Origin of the sequence: Campylobacter sp. LR264d, from assembly GCF_008633895.1 — a bacterium.
Taxonomy (GTDB): domain Bacteria; phylum Campylobacterota; class Campylobacteria; order Campylobacterales; family Campylobacteraceae; genus Campylobacter_D.
In genome coordinates this window covers 50,617-70,008 of record NZ_VJNT01000037.1, presented here as the reverse complement: position 1 = coordinate 70,008, position 19,392 = coordinate 50,617, and the positions used below count along the sequence as shown (strand labels likewise).

17 protein-coding genes are annotated in these 19,392 nt (G+C 30.2%); 13 read left to right on the top strand and 4 right to left on the bottom strand.

Translation table 11 applies throughout. The features are described 5' to 3' along the window. Positions 1-46: 46 nt before the first annotated feature. The 9 genes from ciaB (at position 47) to FMM56_RS07555 (ending at position 8,305) form a co-directional block, all read left to right on the top strand. A complete protein-coding gene (ciaB, locus tag FMM56_RS07595; protein ID WP_150208255.1) occupies positions 47-1,885 on the top strand; it encodes an invasion protein CiaB in 1,839 nt (612 codons plus the stop codon). Positions 1,886-1,984: 99 nt separating this feature from the next. Next, positions 1,985-2,275 carry an HU family DNA-binding protein gene (locus tag FMM56_RS07590; protein ID WP_150205994.1) on the top strand — a complete coding sequence of 97 codons (291 nt, stop codon included), beginning with the start codon at positions 1,985-1,987 and terminating at the stop codon, positions 2,273-2,275. Positions 2,276-2,365: 90 nt separating this feature from the next. Then, entirely contained in the window at positions 2,366-3,268 is a 903-nt protein-coding gene (gene cysK, locus FMM56_RS07585) for a cysteine synthase A (protein WP_150139521.1), read from the top strand. A gap of 129 nt (positions 3,269-3,397) precedes the next feature. After that, positions 3,398-4,462, top strand: a complete 1,065-nt coding sequence (locus FMM56_RS07580) for an NAD(P)-dependent alcohol dehydrogenase (RefSeq protein WP_150139519.1) — start codon at positions 3,398-3,400, stop codon at positions 4,460-4,462. A 157-nt stretch (positions 4,463-4,619) separates the two neighbouring features. After that, positions 4,620-5,300 carry a F0F1 ATP synthase subunit A gene (locus FMM56_RS07575; RefSeq protein WP_150139517.1) on the top strand — a complete coding sequence of 227 codons (681 nt, stop codon included), beginning with the start codon at positions 4,620-4,622 and terminating at the stop codon, positions 5,298-5,300. Continuing rightward, on the top strand, positions 5,297-5,488 hold the full coding sequence (locus FMM56_RS07570; RefSeq protein WP_150139516.1) for a hypothetical protein: 192 nt from the start codon (positions 5,297-5,299) through the stop codon (positions 5,486-5,488). The genes FMM56_RS07575 and FMM56_RS07570 overlap by 4 nt, the downstream gene beginning before the upstream one ends. An 86-nt stretch (positions 5,489-5,574) precedes the next feature. Further along, positions 5,575-6,552, top strand: a complete 978-nt coding sequence (locus FMM56_RS07565; protein WP_150139514.1) for an agmatine deiminase family protein — start codon at positions 5,575-5,577, stop codon at positions 6,550-6,552. Further along, positions 6,549-7,436, top strand: a complete 888-nt coding sequence (locus FMM56_RS07560) for a cation diffusion facilitator family transporter (protein WP_150139512.1) — start codon at positions 6,549-6,551, stop codon at positions 7,434-7,436. The genes FMM56_RS07565 and FMM56_RS07560 overlap by 4 nt, the downstream gene beginning before the upstream one ends. Next, a complete protein-coding gene (locus tag FMM56_RS07555) occupies positions 7,433-8,305 on the top strand; it encodes an N-carbamoylputrescine amidohydrolase (protein ID WP_150139510.1) in 873 nt (290 codons plus the stop codon). Before FMM56_RS07560 ends, FMM56_RS07555 begins: the two co-directional genes overlap by 4 nt. A 34-nt stretch (positions 8,306-8,339) precedes the next feature. Here FMM56_RS07555 and FMM56_RS07550 read toward each other — a convergent pair whose 3' ends face one another. Further along, positions 8,340-8,615 (bottom strand): hypothetical protein, encoded by a 276-nt coding sequence (locus FMM56_RS07550; protein WP_150139508.1) that lies wholly within the window; start codon positions 8,613-8,615, stop codon positions 8,340-8,342. 246 nt (positions 8,616-8,861) lie between these two features. Here FMM56_RS07550 and FMM56_RS07545 point away from each other — a divergent pair, with 246 nt between their 5' ends. From FMM56_RS07545 to FMM56_RS07530, 4 genes are all read left to right on the top strand, one after another. Next, on the top strand, positions 8,862-10,940 hold the full coding sequence (locus tag FMM56_RS07545) for an FTR1 family protein (RefSeq protein ID WP_150180293.1): 2,079 nt from the start codon (positions 8,862-8,864) through the stop codon (positions 10,938-10,940). After that, on the top strand, positions 10,937-11,473 hold the full coding sequence (locus tag FMM56_RS07540; protein ID WP_150139505.1) for an iron transporter: 537 nt from the start codon (positions 10,937-10,939) through the stop codon (positions 11,471-11,473). Before FMM56_RS07545 ends, FMM56_RS07540 begins: the two co-directional genes overlap by 4 nt. Before the next feature lie 224 nt (positions 11,474-11,697). Continuing rightward, positions 11,698-13,185: a DASS family sodium-coupled anion symporter gene (locus FMM56_RS07535; RefSeq protein WP_150180292.1), complete on the top strand. Its 1,488-nt coding sequence runs from the start codon at positions 11,698-11,700 to the stop codon at positions 13,183-13,185. Between the two features lie 119 nt (positions 13,186-13,304). Beyond that, entirely contained in the window at positions 13,305-13,613 is a 309-nt protein-coding gene (locus FMM56_RS07530) for a hypothetical protein (protein WP_150150982.1), read from the top strand. A gap of 58 nt (positions 13,614-13,671) precedes the next feature. Here FMM56_RS07530 and FMM56_RS07525 read toward each other — a convergent pair whose 3' ends face one another. From FMM56_RS07525 to alaS, 3 genes are read right to left on the bottom strand one after another with little or no spacing between them, the layout of a single operon-like run. Next, on the bottom strand, positions 13,672-14,808 hold the full coding sequence (locus FMM56_RS07525; protein ID WP_150150979.1) for a hypothetical protein: 1,137 nt from the start codon (positions 14,806-14,808) through the stop codon (positions 13,672-13,674). Further along, positions 14,805-16,736 (bottom strand): penicillin-binding protein 1A, encoded by a 1,932-nt coding sequence (locus FMM56_RS07520; RefSeq protein ID WP_150139499.1) that lies wholly within the window; start codon positions 16,734-16,736, stop codon positions 14,805-14,807. The genes FMM56_RS07525 and FMM56_RS07520 overlap by 4 nt, the downstream gene beginning before the upstream one ends. After that, a complete protein-coding gene (gene alaS / locus FMM56_RS07515; protein WP_150208253.1) occupies positions 16,733-19,279 on the bottom strand; it encodes an alanine--tRNA ligase in 2,547 nt (848 codons plus the stop codon). Before alaS ends, FMM56_RS07520 begins: the two co-directional genes overlap by 4 nt. Between the last annotated feature and the right edge of the window lie 113 nt (positions 19,280-19,392).

Genomic DNA, 19,392 nt, shown 5'->3' with positions numbered 1-19,392 from the left:
CTTATTTTAAAAAATGAATTATAATTAAAAAAAGTAAAGGAGAATTATGAATAATTTTAAAAAACTTGCAAATTTAGCAAAAAAAAGAAAAGAAAAAATCAATGGCTTATACGAACTTTTAGATAGTAATGAAAAGAACGAGTTTATAGATAAGCTTTTAGATATTGCAAATTTAAAAAAGGAAAAAAGTAGTGTTTTAGCCATACTTCGTAGGATGGTTGATTTAAAAGAAGAAAATTTGGTAAAAGAACTTGAAAAAAATGGAAAAAATGAAGAAGAGATTGCTCAAATAAAGCATTTAACCTATAAAGAACTTGTGAATTTTTATGAAAATGAACATCAAAATTTAATAGATGATGCAAAGCAAGAAGGACTTTTAAATGATTTTTATCAAAATTTAATACAAGGCGTTCATAATATAGGAAAAATTATAAATGATTTTGAAAGTGCTTGGACTAAGCAAATCATTGAAACAAATAACAAATATCTAGTACAGGCTTTTAAAAATTTAGATGAGATCTTGCAATTTTTGAGGCAAAATAAGCTTTATCAACTGACCCCACAAGGTGAAATTTGTGAAAGAAGTTATGGAGTGCTTATTAAAATAGGAAGTTTATGGAAATTTGTACCTTACGCAAGGTATTTTGAAAATGAAATTTTAAGATTAGAATATGCCTTTGATATCATGCTTAAAAATCTTAATAAATATGCAAAAACAGATGATGAGTTAGCTTATATTGAATATTTTCAAAAACTTAAACTTGCCTTTTGTGAAAAAAATGATGAAAATATAATTAAAGCATGGCAAGATGCTGAATTTGCTTGGCTTAAAGTAAAATCACCCTTGCAAGTTGGTCACCCCTTAGAATATTATGAAGATAATTACACTCATGCAGTGGCACTAGAATGGGATATTCGCCTTGAAGATGCAAACGATTTTGATGCTTTGAAATTTAGTGATAGTATAAAGGAAAGCTTTATAAGGGTATATGAAAATATAGGCATTAATGATACAAATTTAAAAGAAGAAGTTTTGCATAATATAAATAAGACTCAACTTTATATTTGTATGCCTTTAATTTACTATGGGGCTGAGCTTAAAGGCTTGTTTTCTGCACAAGTTGTACCAAATGATGAATTTGTAAGTGCAAATGGTGGAAAAAAGATTTTTGCATTTTTAAATTTTGTTTATGAAAATAGCAAAACTAAGCCCTTTATGAAACTTGCTAGTGAAATTTTTGATAAAGAATTTTTAAAATATGGACGAGATATTTTATTTTTTAATGAAAGACTTTGGAAAAAAATTTATGAAGTAAGCACTATAGGGCATGAATTTGGACACATTTTTTTTATAACACAAGATAGCGAAAAAGCTATGAATCAAAGTGGGGTATTTAAAAACATAGAAGAATACAAGGCTACAACTGGTGGGCTTGTAAATTTTTTCTATCATGAAGAAGATGAGCTTAAAATGCCAGTTTTTCATGAGTTAATTAAAAGGGCTATAAATTTAATCTCTTGGCAAAGAGTAGAAGAAGTTAAGCCTTATTACACAGAAGGATTAATCCATCTTAGTTTACTTTTTGAAAGCAAAACATTAAGCTTTAAAAATAAAATTTTAAATATAAAATTTGATAATGAAAGCTATGAAAGCTTTAAAATGCTTTGTATGAAAAATTACCATAATTTGGCAAAACATTATACCTTAAGGCTTGATGCTAGTGAATTTTTATCTCATTTTTGTGTTTTAGAAGATGATATTTATCTACCCATAGAAGAAGAATGCAAAGAATTTGTTAAATTTTATTATAATTTATACGAAAAAATTGGTAATGAAATCGATGAAAGTAAAGAATTTGAATATTATAGGAGCAAAAATAACTAAAAATATTAATTTTTTTTTAAAAAATTTTATGTTTTGCTTGATATAAATTAAAAAATATGCTAGAATATGGCGTTTTTAATCAAAAAGAAGGAGCTTTTTATGACTAAAGCAGATTTTATCGCAAAAGTTGCTCAAACAGCCGGGCTAACAAAAAAAGATGCTGCAACTGCTACAGATGCCGTTATCTCTACTATCACCGAGGTTTTAACTAAGGGTGATACCATTAGTTTCATTGGTTTTGGTACTTTTTCAACAGCTGAAAGAGCTGCAAGAGAAGCTAGAGTTCCAAGCACAGGAAGGACTATCAAAGTTCCTGCCACAAGAGTAGCTAAATTTAAAGTAGGTAAAAACCTAAAAGAAGCAGTTGCTAAAAAAGGCAAGAAAAAATAAGCTCGTGGCTAGATTTATTCTAGCCCATTCTGTCTTTATTCAATCTATTTCTTTAAAACCTATAAAATACATTTTTTCAAAGGATATATTATGAAAATATATAGCAAGGTTAGTGAGCTTATAGGCAATACACCTATAATAAGGCTTGAAAAATTTGGTGCAAATATTTTTGCAAAATGCGAATTTCTTAATCCTAGTCATTCTGTTAAAGATAGACCAGCTTATTCTATGATAAAAACAGCGCTTGATGAGGGTAAGATTAATAAAGATAGCTTGATTATTGAAGCAACTAGTGGTAATATGGGTATAGCTTTATCAATGATTTGTGCAGATTTAGGACTTAAAATAATCATTACCATGCCTGAATCGATGAGTATAGAAAGAAGAAAAATTATGCAACTTTTTGGAGCTACACTTGAGTTAACTCCTGCAAGTCTTGGTATGAAAGGTGCTGTTGAAAAGGCTAATGAACTTTTAGCACAAAATAAAAACGCCTTTATCCCATCTCAATTTGCAAATTTAGCTAATAAAAATGCTCACAGACGCACAACTGCACAAGAAATATTAAATGATTTAGATGGACAAGTTGATATTTTTGTAGCAGGTGTTGGTACCGGTGGTACTATTAGTGGTGTTGGTGAAATTTTAAAAGAAAAAAATGCTGATATAAAAATAATAGCAGTTGAACCACAATCTTCTCCTCTTCTTAGCCAAGGAACAGCTGGAGGTCATAAAATTCAAGGTATAGGTGCAAATTTCGTCCCTGATATCTTAAATAGAAATGTTATAGATGAAATACTAACCGTTAGCAATGAAGATGCTATAAACACAGCAAAAGAACTTGCAAAAAGTGGTTTAATGGTAGGAATTTCAAGTGGTGCAAATGTATACGCAGCCACACTTTTAGCAAAAAAATATCCAGGCAAGAATATCGTTACTATGTTAAATGATACAGCCGAAAGATATCTTTCTACTGATTTATTTGCTTTTTAATTTTAAGGCTAGTTTTAACTAGCCTCACTCACAATTTTTTACAAATTTAAAAATTTATTTTAAAATTCCTTGACTGATAGTTAATCTAATGATATATAATTTGATAAATTCTTTAAAAAAGGAGAACTTATGAAATATATTTTAGATTCAGGACTTATTGCAAGTAAAGGCTATGCAATGCTTTCAAAGGATGCTAAATTTACACCCTTTGAATTTACTCGCCATAAAATCGGCGACAATGATATTTTAATCAAAATTTTATACGCTGGAATTTGTCATAGCGATATACATACAGCAAAAAGTGAATGGGGAGAGGCAAATTATCCTTGCGTTCCAGGGCATGAAATAGCAGGAGAGGTAGTAGCGGTTGGCAAAAATGTTAGCAAATTTAAGATTGGTGATTATGCTGGTGTGGGTTGTATGGTAAATAGTTGTAAAGAATGTGAAACTTGCAAAAATGACCAAGAACAATTTTGCGAAAAAACTATTTTTACATACAATAGCATTGATATTTTTAACGACAATAAAAACACCTATGGAGGCTATTCAAATAATATAGTAGTAAATGAACACTTTGCAGTAAGTGTCCCAAAAGATGCCCCACTAGAAAAAGTAGCACCCTTGCTTTGTGCAGGAATTACTACCTATTCTCCTTTAAAATTTTCAAAGATTAAAGAAGGTTGCAAGGTAGGGGTAGCTGGTTTTGGAGGTCTTGGAATGATGGCTGTAAAATATGCTGTAAAAATGGGTGCAATTGTTAGTGTTTTTGCAAGAAATGATAATAAAAAAGATGATGCAAAAGCCCTTGGGGTTAGTAATCTATACACAAACCCTAATCAATGCAAAGAAAAATTTGACCTAATAATCTCAACCATTCCTACAAATTATAATCCTATTGATTATATTAATTTACTTAAATTTGGCGGAGAACTTTCTATAGTTGGACTTCCTCCATATGAAGTAAGCCCTAAAATTAACATAACTGATTTAGTATATAAGGCTGGAAAAAAGGTTTATGGTTCTATGATAGGTGGTATGAAAGAAACTCAAGAAATGCTTGATTTTTCTCTTAAACATAAAATTTATCCAGAAACTGAATTAATACAGCCAAATGAAATTGACAAAGCTTGGGAAAATTTACTTACAGGCAAGGCTAAATTTAGATATGTTATTGATATGAGTAAGCAAGATTAAAAATTTTTAACCCTTATCTATAAATTTAACAGATAAGGGTTTTGTATCAAAATTTACTCACATAATTATATTGTATGCAATTTTTAAGATTTTCATAAAAATATAAGCAAAAATATTTTAAAATCCTTGTATTTATAGATTTTTATTAAGGACAATTATGAAAGATTTGTTTTTATTTAGTTCTTTGCTTGATGCAAGTCACACCTTTACTTACTTTTTTCACCTAGGTTTAGTTGCTCTAATTGCTGTTATTATTGCTAAATTTGCTACTCATTCTATGCAACTTATACCAAGAACTACTCAAAATTTAGGAGAAGCCTTTTTAGAGGGTATTTTATCAATGGGACGCGATACAATGGGCGATGAAAAGGGTGCTAGAAAATATCTTCCCCTGGTTGCTACTCTTGGAATGATTATATTTTTTAGCAATATTATAGGTATAATTCCTGGCTTTGAAGCCCCTAGTGCTAGTTTAAATTTAACCCTACCACTTGCCCTAATCGTATTTTGCTATTACCATTTTGAAGGTATTAGAACTCAAGGTTTTATGCCTTATTTTGCACATTTTATGGGTCCGGTTAAATTCCTAGCCCCTTTAATGTTTCCTATTGAAATCGTATCTCACCTTTCTCGCGTTATCTCACTTTCCTTTCGTTTGTTTGGTAATATAAAGGGTGATGATTTATTTTTAGCTGTTATTTTAGCACTTGTCCCTTACATAGCCCCACTTCCAGCCTATGTACTTTTAACCTTTATGGCATTTTTACAATCTTTCATTTTTATGATTTTAACCTATGTTTATTTAGCAGGTGCGACTGTCGTAGAGGAAGGTCATTGATTTATCTTTTTGAATTTTTTAAGGGTGCTTCATTAGCTTTAATGCTTTTTGGAGCCCTATTTTTATTTTTTAAATTCAATTCTTTTTTTTATCTTTGCATAGGTGTAACCCCTGGTCTTCTTCTAGCCTTAATCTTTACTCTCATTTTAGAAAATCACGAACTGAAAAATAAACTAAAACAAAATTAAAAATTTATATTAAATTTATTGAAAACACTTGACAAAAAAATAAAAAATGTTAAAATTAGTTTTTTATTATCAAAAAAGGTATATAAATGATAAAAGCTATCCCTGAATGGAACAAACAAGAATACTTAATGCTTTCCTTGCCACATGAAAAAACGGATTGGAAGCCTTATTTAAATGAAATTTTAAAAGCCTATGAAAATTTTATAAACCATGTGAGTAAGTTTCAAAAAGTTTTATTAATAGCCCCGAGTGAAAAGGATTTTAAGCCATTTAAACATATGCAAAATATAGAATTTTTTATTTGCGATACAAATGATACTTGGATTAGAGATTATGGTCCTATTGAAATTTTAGATAACAATGTTATAAAGGTGCTTAATTTTAAATTTAATGCTTGGGGTAATAAATTTAAAAGTGAACTTGATAATGCCTTAAATTCAAAACTTTTCAAGGATAAATTTAAGGAAAATATTAAAGATATTGATTTTATCCTTGAAGGAGGCAGTGTTGATTTTAATGGACAAGGTGTTTTACTTACTACAAAAGATTGTTTATTAAATTCAAATAGAAATTCTCATTTAAATCAAAAAGAAATAGAAACTCATTTAAAAGAATTTTTCGGGCTTTCACGCATTATTTGGCTTGAAAATGGCTTTATACAAGGCGATGATACAGACCATCACATAGATACACTAGCTCGTTTTATAGATGAAAATACCATAGCTTACTCAATTTGTGAGAATGAAAAAGATATACATTTTAAGCCCTTAAAAGCTATGGAACATGAACTTTTAAAAACAGGTTTTAATTTAGTAAAATTACCCCTACCCTCGCCTATTTTTTATGATAATAAAAGACTTGGGGCAAGTTATGCAAATTTTGTTTTTATAAATAATGCCTTGATTGTACCTTTTTATAATGATAAAAATGATTTAATCATTAAGAAAAATTTAGAAAAAGTGATAAAAAATAGGCAAATAATAGGAGTTGATGCAAGGGTATTTTTAAGACAAAATGGGTCCTTACATTGTGCTTGTAATAATCTTTTTAAAGGACAAGAATGAACTTAGCTAAAAAAGCTACCATTATAGCTAGTATTTGTGCCCTTATTTTAACCTTGATTAAATTTGGCGTAGGACTTGCGAGTGGTTCGGTTGCTGTGCTTTCTAGTGCTATTGATTCTATGATGGATTTTGCTATTTCAGCCTTTAATTTTTTAACACTTAAAAAAAGCTCACAATCTCCAAATTCAAAATATAATTTTGGTTTTAGTAAAATAGAAGCACTTATGGGGCTTTTAGAGGGCGTTTTTATAGTATGTATAGGCATTTTTATCTTTTATGAAAGCATATATAAAATTTATCACAAAGAAGAAATTATTAATTTATCGCTTAGTATTTATGTAATGCTTATATCATTAATCATAACATTTTTGCTTATATTTTTTTTAACTTTGGTAGCAAAAAAAACAAAAAGTCTTGTTATAGAAAGCGATTGTTTGCATTATAAAAGTGATTTTTTAACGAATTTAAGTACGCTTATAGCATTATTTTTAATATACTTTACAAATTTTTATATCATTGATTCAATTTTTGGCATTATTATTAGCTTATATACAATTTTTAGTGCCTTTAAAATCATTAAAAAAGCATTAGCCTTTTTAATGGACGTAGCCTTAGAAGATGAGAAAATTCAAGCTATTTATAAGCTTATTGAAGATAATAAATCAATAATTTCTTTTCACGATTTTAAAACTAGAAAAACACCTGATATAAATTATCTTAGCGTTCATTTGGTTTTTTGTCCTATAATTTCCCTATTAGAAGCCCATAAAATTTCAGATACGCTTGAAGAGTGTATTCGTAAGATTTTTACAAATGAAAAATGGGATATTCAAATTCACCTTGACCCATATGATGACCAAGAAGCAGAAAGGAAAAGAAAGTGAAAATAGCCTTAATACAACAAAAATTTCACCAAAACAAAAAACTTACCATTGAAAAAACTTGCGAATTTATAGAACAAGCCGTTAAAGATAAGGCAGAACTTATTTGCCTTGGCGAGTTACACCAAAGCGAGTATTTTTGTCAAAGTCAAAATGTGGATTTTTTCGACCTTGCAAATAATTATAAAAAGGATATTGAATTTTGGGCAAGTGTAGCAAAAAAACATAAGATTGTTTTAATTACTTCATTGTTTGAAAAAAGAAGTGCTGGACTTTATCATAATAGTGCCTTTGTCTTTGAAAAAAATGGAAATATAGCTGGAAAATATAGAAAAATGCATATTCCTGATGACCCAAATTTTTGTGAAAAATTTTATTTTACTCCAGGAGACCTTGGTTTTGAGCCTATAAATACAAGTCTTGGGAGGCTTGGGGTGTTAATTTGTTGGGACCAATGGTACCCAGAAGCAGCTAGAATAATGGCTTTAAAGGGTGCTGAAATTTTAATTTACCCTACTGCTATTGGTTGGTTTGATGATGATAGCAAAGAAGAAAAACAAAGGCAACTTGAAGCTTGGATTGGGGTTCAAAGAGGACATGCTATTGCTAATTGCTTACCTGTGGTAGCTGTTAATAGAGTGGGCTTTGAAAAAGATAAAAGTGGAGTTAGTAAGGGTATAAGATTTTGGGGTTCTTCTTTTGCCTTTGGGGCTGGTGGAGAAGAATTATTCAAAGCAGATTCTAAAAATGAATGCGTTAAGGTAATAGAAATTGATAAAAATAAATGTGAAAATATGCGTAGGTGGTGGCCATTTTTACGAGATAGAAGAATTGAATTTTATAATGATTTAACAAAAAGATTCATAGATTAACAAGGCAATATTAATTCTTGCCTTGTGTTTAAAATCAAAGTTCTAAAAGCTTTTTAAGTATGTCATCTTCAATTTGGGCATACCTATCTTGCTTAGCCTTTTCAATAGCGTTAAAGGTGTAGTTATCAATCGCACTATCAAGGTCTAAGTCCTCATTTACCAAAGTACTTTTATCGCTACTACTTTCTTCTTCTTCATTTTTTAAAGAATTTAAAAGTGCTTGAAATTCATCAGCATTACTTTCTTCTTCTTTAATCTTAGTGCTAGTACTAAACAACGAACTTACAAGAGTACTATCATCTACTTGCATTTTTTCTCCTTTTTAAAGATTTTCAAAAATACAAGCAAAAAGCATTCCATTTTTTAAAAGTTAATTTTTATATATCTTATCATTTTATAATTTTATTCTTTTTTTTAATACATTTTAATCTTAAAGCCCTATTTTATAGTTTAAATTTTATATTTAAAATGAAAAATTTTTAAGAATTATTTTATAAAAAAAATATTATACTTTCTCAAAAATATTGATAATAAATATTATTAAGGATTTTTATAAATGAAAATTGCACACAAAATTATATTTTTATTTTTACTTTTTTTTGCAAATTTAGCCCTTGCTAGAGTTGAAAATTTCATAGATGAGGCAAATGATATAAAAGATATTCTTAAACAAAGCGTTGAATTTTATAAGGGTGGCGATTGGGCTAAGGCCAAAAAACTTAGCGAAGATGCTTATTTTCAAAGATTTGAAAATTTAGAAGGTGCCATAGGTAGAAACATAGGTAAAAAAGCTATAGTAATGGAAAGAAAATTTGTAAATTTGCGTCGTTTATATAAGGATAACGCCCCTATAGTTCAAATAAACGCCCTAGTTGAAAGTCTTTGTTATGATTTAGATGAAGTAGCCCCTATTTTACAAAAGGGCTTTCGTTTAAAGGCTGAGGCTAGTGATACAAATTACGATAAGGTTGCAGCAGAGATTTCTTCTATTAAGGAAAATAAAAAAAGAGAGGCCGAGGCTGAATTAATGATAGCTCAAATGATGGGAATTAGCGTAGAAGAACTTAGAAAACAAGAAAATTCAAACAATCAAGTATCGCAAAATATAGATAATACAAACGACTCTGTACAAGCTGATTTACAAGCTGCAGCTGCTATGGATATGAGATTACAATTTATACTTGATAATATCTCTACAAAATTTAGCCAAGCAGCAAGTGCCTTTCATGCAAATAATATAGAAGAAAGTAAGAAATTTTTAAATGATGCTTTGTTTAATGATTATAGAAACACTAAGATAGAAGTACTTATTAATAGCTTTGTTGGGGCAAAAAGTGATCAAAAAATTCAACAAGGCATTAGAAAAATTATATCTAGAATGAATGAAAATAATATAGATGAAAAAGAATTTAGAGATAATCTTTCAAGTATTGAAGAAGAATTATTTGATGCCTTTGTAAAACTTCCTGAAAACGAGCTTAGCACCTTAAAACTAGTAGGCTTTAAAGATACAAACGCTGGTAAGGATTATACAAAGGTTGCAAATGATATAAAAATAGCCTTAGATAAAATTTTACAAGATTATGATGGCTTTAGCGTTTCTATTATAGATGATTTGCAAAATGTCTATTTAGATATCTTTGAGGCTAGTGGCATGGAAAGTAAAATCGGGGCAGTTGATAGTAATTTAAAATTTAAGATAGAAGCCTTTTTTTCAAAAGGCGTTGCTTTGATTAGGGCAAATGTTGATAAAAACGAACTTAGTGCTTGTTTTGATGAATTAAACTCAGCCATTTCATCAAGCATAGATTTAATACAAGAATCAAGCCCTTATTCTCTTTTCATTTGGTCCTTAGTTATCATTTTAAGAGAGGGTTTAGAGGCCTTAATAATAGTGGTTGCTATAGTTTCTTATCTTATTCAAAGTGGCAATAAAAATCGCTTAAATATAGCTTATTCTGCCCTATTTACAGGGGTAATTTTAAGTTTTATAACGGCCTTTATCGTAGCTTGGATATTTAAGGAAAATGCAGGACAAAAAAGAGAATTAATAGAAGGCGTTACCATGCTAATAGCCGTCGCCTTACTATTTTATGTAGGCTTTTGGCTACTTTCAAATGCAAATAATAAAAAATGGGTTAAATTTATTAAAGACCAAACCATAGAGGCTATTTCAAATAATTCGGCTAAAACACTTTGGTTTACGGTATTTTTAGCAGTTTATAGGGAAGGGGCCGAAACGGTTCTTTTTTATCAAGCATTATTAATAGATTCAAAAACTAGTACAGATTACACAGCCGTATTTGTAGGGCTTGGAGTGGGTATTGTCATTTTAGTGGCACTTTATTTTCTATTGAAGGCAGGGGCTATTCGTATCCCTGTAAAACAATTTTTCTATGTTGTTTCATATATTATTTTTTATATGGTTTTCATCTTCACAGGCAAAGGTATCGCCGAGCTTATCGAAGGTAAAGTGATAATACCAACATTAACACCATTTAAATTTGAACCTATAACAACATTTGGTATTTATCCTTATTATGAAACACTAATACCTCAAATTTTGGTTTTAATTTTGCTAGTTTCTGGCATTTTAATAACACATAAAATCTCAAAAAAAGGAGCAATAAAATGAAAAAATTATTTGTAGCTGCTGGTATGGCAGCGATTATGGGAATGGGAGCCTTTGCTGGTGAAGTGCCAATTGGTGACCCTATTGAGTTAAACGGCATGGAAATTGCCGCTGTTTATTTACAACCGATTGATATGGAACCTCGTGGTATAGATTTAGCAGCATCATTAGCTGATATTCACTTAGAAGCTGATATTCACGCTATTAAAAACAATCCAAATGGTTTTGCAGAAGGCTTTTGGATGCCTTATTTAACCATTGCTTATGAGCTTAAAAATCTTGACACAGGCAAAGTAAAAAGAGGAACCTTAATGCCTATGGTTGCTGATGATGGTCCTCACTATGGTGCAAATATAGCTATGGAAAAAGATAAGAGTGGTGGTTTTGGCGTAGGCAATTATCAATTAACCTATTTTATAACAAATCCAGAAAAACAAGGTTTTGGTCGTCATGTTGATGAAGAAACAGGTGTTGGTAAATGGTTTGAACCTTTCAAGGTAGAATATAAATTCAAATATACAGGCACTCCAAAATAATAATACTTGGCTTTATGCCAAGTATTATAAATTTAATTTTTATTTATTTTTATTTTTAAAAAATTTAACACTGTATTTTTGTTTTAAATAACTAAAAAATAATACTTCATAACCTATTTTTAAAGACTTTTAAATACAATTTTAAGCTATTTTTTAAAAAATTTGATTTATCATTTTATTCGTGATTTATTAATAATAACACAAATTCACCTAAGGAGAAAAACGTGGATAAAAAGTTAAATTACACTTTTTATTTTAAGCTTTTAACACCTATAGTACTAGGATTTCTTTTGTATGGAATTTCTCAGTTAAATGGTGGTTGGGGACTTAGTTCTAATGCTTGGCTTTATGCATCTATTTTCTTTGCATTGATTGTAGGCTTGATTTTAGAACCTATACCATCAGCCCTAATTGGTGTTATAGCAATTACAGTTGCAGCCTTATTTAAGGTAGGACCTGTTGGAAGTGGTGCTGAAAATGCTGCTATAAAACCTGCTGTTGCCGTTAACTGGGCAATAAGTGGTTTTTCAAATTCAGTTGTTTGGCTTATCTTTATAGCCTTTACCATAGGTATTGGGGTTAACAAAACTGGCCTTGGTAAAAGATTAGCCTTAGCAATCGTTGCAAAGCTTGGAAATTCTACCCTTGGTCTTGGTTATGCTATAGCTATAATTGATGGCATTTTAGCCCCATTTATACCAAGTAATGCAGCTAGAAGTGGTGGCACAGTTTATCCTATAGTTTCGGCTATTTCTACAATGTTTGATAGTACGCCTGATAAAAATCCACACAAAATAGGTTCTTATCTTATTTGGATAGGTGTTGCTACATGTTGTGTTTCAAGTTCTATATTTTTAACAGGACAAGCCCCTAACCCATTGGCCCTTTCACTTCTTCAAAAACAAGGAGTACAAGTAGTTGACTGGACTGGTTGGTTAATAGCCTTTGCCCCTGTTGGTGTAATTTTATTTTTAATCACGCCTTTACTTTGCTATATCATTTATCCACCTGAAATCAAAGGTTCAAGCGAGGTTGTAGCATGGGCAAATCAAGAAAGGGCAAAACTAGGTAAGATTAGCAAAGGCGAAATTTTTATGGTTTTAATTTGTTTAATCGGCCTTATCCTTTGGGTTGGTGGAAGTATCTTTGCTATAAATGCAACTACTACAGCCTTTGTCGTTATAGTTTTAATGTTTGCTACAAAGGTAATTGATTGGCAAGATTTTCTATCAAATAAACCTGCTTGGAATACATTAATGTGGTTTGGAACTCTTGTTGCTATGGCTGCTGGTCTTAAAAATGTTGGTTATTTAGATTGGGCTGGAAATATCTTAAAACAATACTTAGTTAATCTTGATACCTTCTGGGCTATGATAATCTTACTTTTAAGCTTTAGTATTTTTAGATATTGCTTTGCATCAGGTACTGCCTTTGTTACTGCTATGATTGCTATTTTTGCAACTATTGCACACGCCGTACCAAATTTAAATGTAGTTGAAACAATGCTTATTTTATGTTTGCCTATGGGTTTTATGGGTATTATCACTCCATATGGTACAGGTTGTTCTCCACTTTGGTATGGAAGCCACTATATAAAAGGTCCTACATTCTTTAAACTCGGGGCTATTTTTGCGATAATCTTTATGGCAATTTATATAGTAGTTGGAATTCCTTGGATTAAATATATCCTACCTTCTTTAACCTTGCATTAATTTACTAGCCTTTAAAGGCTAGTATTTTTTTAAATTTTTAATTATAAAACACTTTACAAAAAAAGGTAATTTATGACAAATAATTTAGAAAAGATACAAAATACTTTAAAACAATTGAAATGATTTTAGAACTTTGTGATAAAGATATTTACAAAGCCTTAAACGATGAGATAAAAACTCAACCAGCTGTTATTATGCATTTAATAGTATGCTATGAAAATATAGAAAAAAATATTTTTGTTTTTATAAATACAATTTTAGATAAGCAAAATTTACAAGCCTTAATAGCTTTAAAGATTATTAGAAATACAGCTATTAACGACTATAAAAACTTAAATTTTAAAACGATACACAATTATCTACCAAAAATTAAAGATAATATAAAAAAATATTTAGATAAACAAAGCATTAAAAAACGCAAAAAATAATTTTATTTTTTTTTAAATTCCTTATAAATCTTAAAAATATCATAAAGAAAGAATTTTACTAATCCCCCCCCCAATAGCGTTTACTTGAAGTTATTAGACCAAAGCCAAGTTTATAAGAAAGATGATTTTTATAATGCAAGGCTTCTTTGTAATCGCTATAACTTTCAATGCCAGGCAAGATGAATTTTGGGTGTATGTTGATTAAATTATTATAAAAAGTACTTTGCCTTTTATGTTTAATTGCAATTTTTAAAAGCTTAAATGGCAAGGCAATTACCCCACTAAATGATTTAGAATTACTTATCAAACAAGCCCCTAATTTATAAGAAAGCATATTTTTTACCCTAAAAACTGCTCCTCTATACTCATTTTTTAAAGGAGAAGTTAAAGAAAAGCGATTTTTATGCGTATTTAAATAAAGTTTTTCGTACACAAAATCAAATTTTTCTCTTATATCCTTTAAATTTAATAATTTATTATCTAGTTCTTTTGGATCTAAAAATTCATTCTCGTTAAAATCAAAATTATTATCCACACTAAATTCATATTTTTTACTAGTTTCATCGTCCCAATCTTGATCACAGAAATTTTTCCAAAATATATTTTGTTTAAGCTCCTTACAAGGTACACCGGCATTTATGGTATTTGAATAATAAGTCTTATTTGATAATACACTACAAGCTCCAATCACAGCACCCGTTGCCACAAAGACACCCTTTAAAAAAGCACAATCTTGACCAACCCATACATTATCACCTATAAAAATGCTTTTAGTATGATTTATTCTTTTATTAGTTTTTTTATCATAGATTAAATGTGGATCAGAGGTCCTAAACCAAATATTTATAGAAAAAAGATTAAAATTGCCTATTATTACATTTGTTTTTGCTGAAATAATAAAATTTCTGCCTTGTCCATGTGGATTAAAATAATTATGATGCCCTATATAGCAAAGACTATCTTGCCACATAACTATAACATTTTTTTTCAAAAAAGAATTTCCCATAAAAAATATATTATTTTGTTTTAAGCAAATAGTACAATTTTCTAATTTTGCATTTTCATCTAAGAAAACTATATTGTCACTTCCACTAAATTCAAACTTAGAATTAATTAATATCTCATCTAAATTTTTATATAAAGCATAATATATAATGTTATTTTTATCATCCTTATAACTTTGCATTTGTTTCAAAATAATATCTCCTCATTTAAGGTAGGATTTTGCTTTGGAAAGGGCGATTTTGAAGTATAATACTCAGTTTTTCCATTAAAAGTACCCATTCTAACGCCTTTTGGGGTGCTAAAATGCCTTTTTGCATTTGGAAATTTCTTTAAATAAGTGCTTAAAAATTCTCTAAAAACAGGGGCTGAAGTTCTTGCCCCACCTTCAGTGTAACGCATAGGCTTATTATCATCATTGCCATACCAAATCAATGCTTCAATCTCAGGCGTTATCCCACAAAACCAAGCATCCACGCTTTTATTTGTAGTACCTGTCTTACCTGCTATTTCAATGCCACCTACCCTAGCATTGCGGCCAGTACCATTTTCTACGACATTTCTCATCATATCAAGTACTAAAAAGGCTTGTTCTTCCTCGCTTGCCTTATAGGAATTTGTGTTATATTCTAAGATAGTTTTTCCATTTTGATCTATAACATTTTTAATAATATTAGGTTGTACTATCTTGCCATAATTTCCAAACATAGTATAAAATTTAGAAAATTCCAAAGGCGAAATTCCAAAACTTCCAAGTACTATTGACAAATCAGCAGGCACATTTTCAAAGCCCATATTTACAAGCTTAGAATGCACCACATCTATACCTATATCAAGGGCTAAATTTATAGTAGCTAAATTCCTTGAACTAGTTAGAGCTTGTTTTAAGGTTATAAATCCACCCACATCTTTTCCATAATTTTTTGGAATCCAGTCCTTATTATCACCTGCCCCACCTTCAAAAATACGAGAAATATCAGCCACCTCGCTCATGGTAGAATAACCCAAATCCACAGCTATTTGATATAAAAAAGGCTTAAAAGAACTACCAGGTTGCCTTGTGCTTTGCGTAGCCCTATTGTAATTGCTTTTTTCATAATCTACCCCACCAACAAGGGCTAAAACCTCTCCATTTTGATGATTTACAACAACCATTGCCCCGTTAAGTGTGCTTAAATTTGCATCCTTATCCCTTTTTACTATCTCATCATAACCAAAGCGAAGTGCATTTTGAGCCATTTCTTGCACATCTAAATCAATATTTAAATGAATTTGATAACCCCCACTTTTTAAATCTTGCAATTTTGGACTAAGTTCTTTAATCACCTCATCAACCACGTAAGGTGCAGTATTTTGAGTAAGTGTATCGTTAAAAACTATAGGAATTTCACTTATTGAATTTTCATACTCACTTTTTGAAATCCAGCCTAGATTATACATTCTTTGTACTACATTATTTGCACGAGATATTGAAAGTTCTAAATGTTTTGTAGGGTCATAACTACTAGGGGCCTTTGGTAAGCCCACTAAAATAGCTATTTCTTTAAGGCTTAACTCATTTAAATCCTTGCGAAAATATCCAAGGGCTGCTGTTTTAACACCATAATAACCATGTCCAAAAAATATATAATTTAAATATCTTTCTAAAATTTCTTCCTTGTTAAGTGTAAATTCCATTTTATACGCTAGTAATGCTTCTTTAAGCTTTCTATTTATAGTTTTTTCAGGCGTTAATTCTGTATTTTTAATAAATTGTTGAGTTAGAGTTGATGCCCCTTCCATAGTACGCCCCCCACTTTTTACAATCTTTATAAGGGCTCTAAAAATCGCATCTATATTAACTCCATTGTGTTCAAAAAATGAAGTATCCTCAATAGCTAACAAGGCCTCAATTAAACGAGATGGCAAGTCTTCATATTTTACATAAAAGCGGTGTTCTTCATCAAAGATATTTGCTACTAACTTCCCATTTTTATCAAAAATTTGAGTAGAAAGAGAAGGTTTGTATTCTTTAAAGGTATAACCATCTGTATCAATGCTTGTAAATAAATAAGTCCCAAATCCTACAACTGCTATTACGCAAAGTAAGATAAAACTTAAAAAATAGGTTAAAATTCTCATTCATTGCCTTTTAATTCATTTTCTATAAAACTTAAACTTTGTTCTAAGGCCTCGTTTATCTTAGAAAAATCTTTTCCACCAGCCGTGGCAAAATCATCTTTGCCACCACCATTTCCACCAAGTATAACAGCAGCAAATTTTACTAATTGACCAGCCTTGATAGTAGCATTTTTAACCCCTGCTGCAAGTTTTATTTTTTCATCGCTTTCTTGGATAAGCAAAATAACTGCCTTTTCAAATTTATTTTTAAAATCATCTATCATGGCCTTTATATCACCACTTTTGACATTTTGAACACATACATTTATATCTTTAATTTTTTTAACCGAAAAGCTATTTTCACCCATATTTTTAAGCTCATTTTTAAGCTTTAAATTCTCATTTTTAAGGCGGTTAAAGGCACTTTGTATATCATTTGTTTTTAACTCTTCTTTTAAAAAATTTAACTCATTCATAAAATTTTTTACATACGAAAGTGCTGCCTTGCTAACAACTGCTTCAATGCGTCTAACCCCAGCACTCACCCCACTTTCTTTTACTATGTAAAAACTGCCAATTTGGGCTGTATTTTTTATATGGGTTCCCCCGCAAAGTTCCTTACTTTCACCTAGGGTTAAAACCCTAACTACACCTTGATATTTTTCATTAAACAAAGCAATCGCCCCACTTTTTTTAGCCTCTTCAAGTGGCATATTTTCTAAGATTGCCTCGCTGGAATTTACAATCATATCATTTACTAAATTTTCTATTTTTTCAAGTTCTTCTTTGCTAAGTGCTTTTGCGTGTGTAAAATCAAATCTTAATTTATTAAATTCCACTAAAGAACCAGCCTGGCTAATATGAGAACCTAAAATTTTTCTAAGTGCAAAATGTAGCAAATGAGTGGCTGAGTGATGCCTTGCAATTTGTTCCCTTTTATCTTTATCTATGATAGCTTGTACGCTTTGCCCTATTTTAAAATCACTAACAGCTTTTATCTTGCTTAAATTTAACCCAAAAAATTTTTGAGTATCTAAAACCTTACTTTCATTAATAAAACCACTATCAAAAACCTGACCTCCACTTGTTGCATAAAATGGAGTGTAATCAAGCATTACCCAGCCAAATTCTCCTTTTTTAAGATTAGATACTTCTTTAAAATTTTCATCTAAAAGGGCTAAAATTTTACTATTACTTTCAAAGTTATCATAACCTATAAAAGAATTTTCTTTAAATTTTTCAAGCAAGGCTTTAAAGTCGCCATTTACTGCCTTATCCCCACTTCCTTTCCAAGAGGCCTTAGCACGATTTTTTTGTTCATTCATTAAAAAGTCAAATTTTTCCTCATCAACTTTAAGATTTTTTTCCCTTAACATATCAGCAGTTAAATCCAAAGGAAAGCCGTAAGTATCGTATAATTTAAAGGCGACCTCGCCACTAAAAATATCCTTTGTCTTTTTTAATTCTTCATTAAAAATTTCAATGCCATTATCAATAGTGCTTAAAAATCTTTCTTCTTCAAGCTTTATTTGTTCTTTTACAAAGTCCTTTTTTTCGTTTAAATAAGTATAGTGAGAACCCATAAGCTCACAAACTACTTTAACTAATTTATACATAAAGGGTTCTTTTAAGCCAAGCAAATAACCATGCCTTAACGCTCTTCTTAAAATTCTACGCAAAACATAGCCTCTTCCTTCTTTGTCAAAGCTTATGCCTTGTGCTAGTAAAAATACGCTAGACCTGATATGATCAGCTATTACTCTAAAACTTGCCCCACTTTCATAAAAATATTTTGCCTTGCAAATGTTAGAAAGTTCGTTAATTATAGGCATAAATAAAGATGAATCAAAATTGCTAAATTTACCTTCTTTTATAGCTACAACCCTTTCAAGTCCCATGCCTGTATCTATGCTAGGTTTAGGGAGTTTGCTAAGATTGCCGTTTTTATCTTTTTCATATTGCATAAAGACTAAATTCCAAATTTCTAAAAAGCGGTCGCCATCTCCTCCCATGTAATCTTCACTAGAGTGAAAATGTTCTTCACCTTGGTCATAAAAAATTTCACTACAAGGCCCACAAGGTCCTATATCTCCCATTTGCCAAAAATTATCCTTATCCCCAAAGCGATAAATTCTACGCTCATCTATGTGTTTTTTCCATAACTCAAAGGCTTCATCATCTGTATTATGGATGCTTACATAAAGTTTATCTTTGTTAAAACCTAAATTCTTGGTTACAAATTCCCAAGCTAAAAAAATGGCCTCTTCTTTAAAATAATCCCCAAAACTAAAATTCCCAAGCATTTCAAAAAAGGTATGATGCCTAGCTGTATAGCCTACATTATCAAGATCATTATGCTTTCCACCTGCTCTTATACAAGTTTGACAGCTAGTTTTTCTAGGTGGATTAGGACATGGTAATTCTCCTGTAAAAATGCTTTTAAAAGGCACCATTCCTGCATTTGTAAATAATAAACTTGCATCATCTGGGACTAGATTACTTGAAGACGTAATCTCGTGGTCCTTTGATTTAAAAAAATTTAAAAACTCAGCTCTAATATCCATATATTTTTCCTAAAAAGTTCTAAAAAATTATAAAGGAGTATAATACCAAAATTACTTTAATTTAAGTAAAAATGAATTAAAATTTTTATGTTAAATTATCGTTTAAATAGCTA

Excerpts from the sequence above, each read along its gene's own strand:
- FMM56_RS07580 (WP_150139519.1), top strand. The coding sequence starts at position 3,398 with ATGAAATATATTTTAGATTCAGGACTTATTGCAAGTAAAGGCTATGCA.
- FMM56_RS07560 (WP_150139512.1), top strand. The coding sequence starts at position 6,549 with ATGAACTTAGCTAAAAAAGCTACCATTATAGCTAGTATTTGTGCCCTT.
- FMM56_RS07550 (WP_150139508.1), bottom strand. The coding sequence starts at position 8,615 with ATGCAAGTAGATGATAGTACTCTTGTAAGTTCGTTGTTTAGTACTAGC.
- FMM56_RS07590 (WP_150205994.1), top strand. The coding sequence starts at position 1,985 with ATGACTAAAGCAGATTTTATCGCAAAAGTTGCTCAAACAGCCGGGCTA.
- FMM56_RS07530 (WP_150150982.1), top strand. The coding sequence starts at position 13,305 with ATGATTTTAGAACTTTGTGATAAAGATATTTACAAAGCCTTAAACGAT.
- FMM56_RS07540 (WP_150139505.1), top strand. The coding sequence starts at position 10,937 with ATGAAAAAATTATTTGTAGCTGCTGGTATGGCAGCGATTATGGGAATG.
- FMM56_RS07520 (WP_150139499.1), bottom strand. The coding sequence starts at position 16,736 with ATGAGAATTTTAACCTATTTTTTAAGTTTTATCTTACTTTGCGTAATA.
- FMM56_RS07545 (WP_150180293.1), top strand. The coding sequence starts at position 8,862 with ATGAAAATTGCACACAAAATTATATTTTTATTTTTACTTTTTTTTGCA.
- FMM56_RS07565 (WP_150139514.1), top strand. The coding sequence starts at position 5,575 with ATGATAAAAGCTATCCCTGAATGGAACAAACAAGAATACTTAATGCTT.
- ciaB (WP_150208255.1), top strand. The coding sequence starts at position 47 with ATGAATAATTTTAAAAAACTTGCAAATTTAGCAAAAAAAAGAAAAGAA.
- FMM56_RS07575 (WP_150139517.1), top strand. The coding sequence starts at position 4,620 with ATGAAAGATTTGTTTTTATTTAGTTCTTTGCTTGATGCAAGTCACACC.
- alaS (WP_150208253.1), bottom strand. The coding sequence starts at position 19,279 with ATGGATATTAGAGCTGAGTTTTTAAATTTTTTTAAATCAAAGGACCAC.
- cysK (WP_150139521.1), top strand. The coding sequence starts at position 2,366 with ATGAAAATATATAGCAAGGTTAGTGAGCTTATAGGCAATACACCTATA.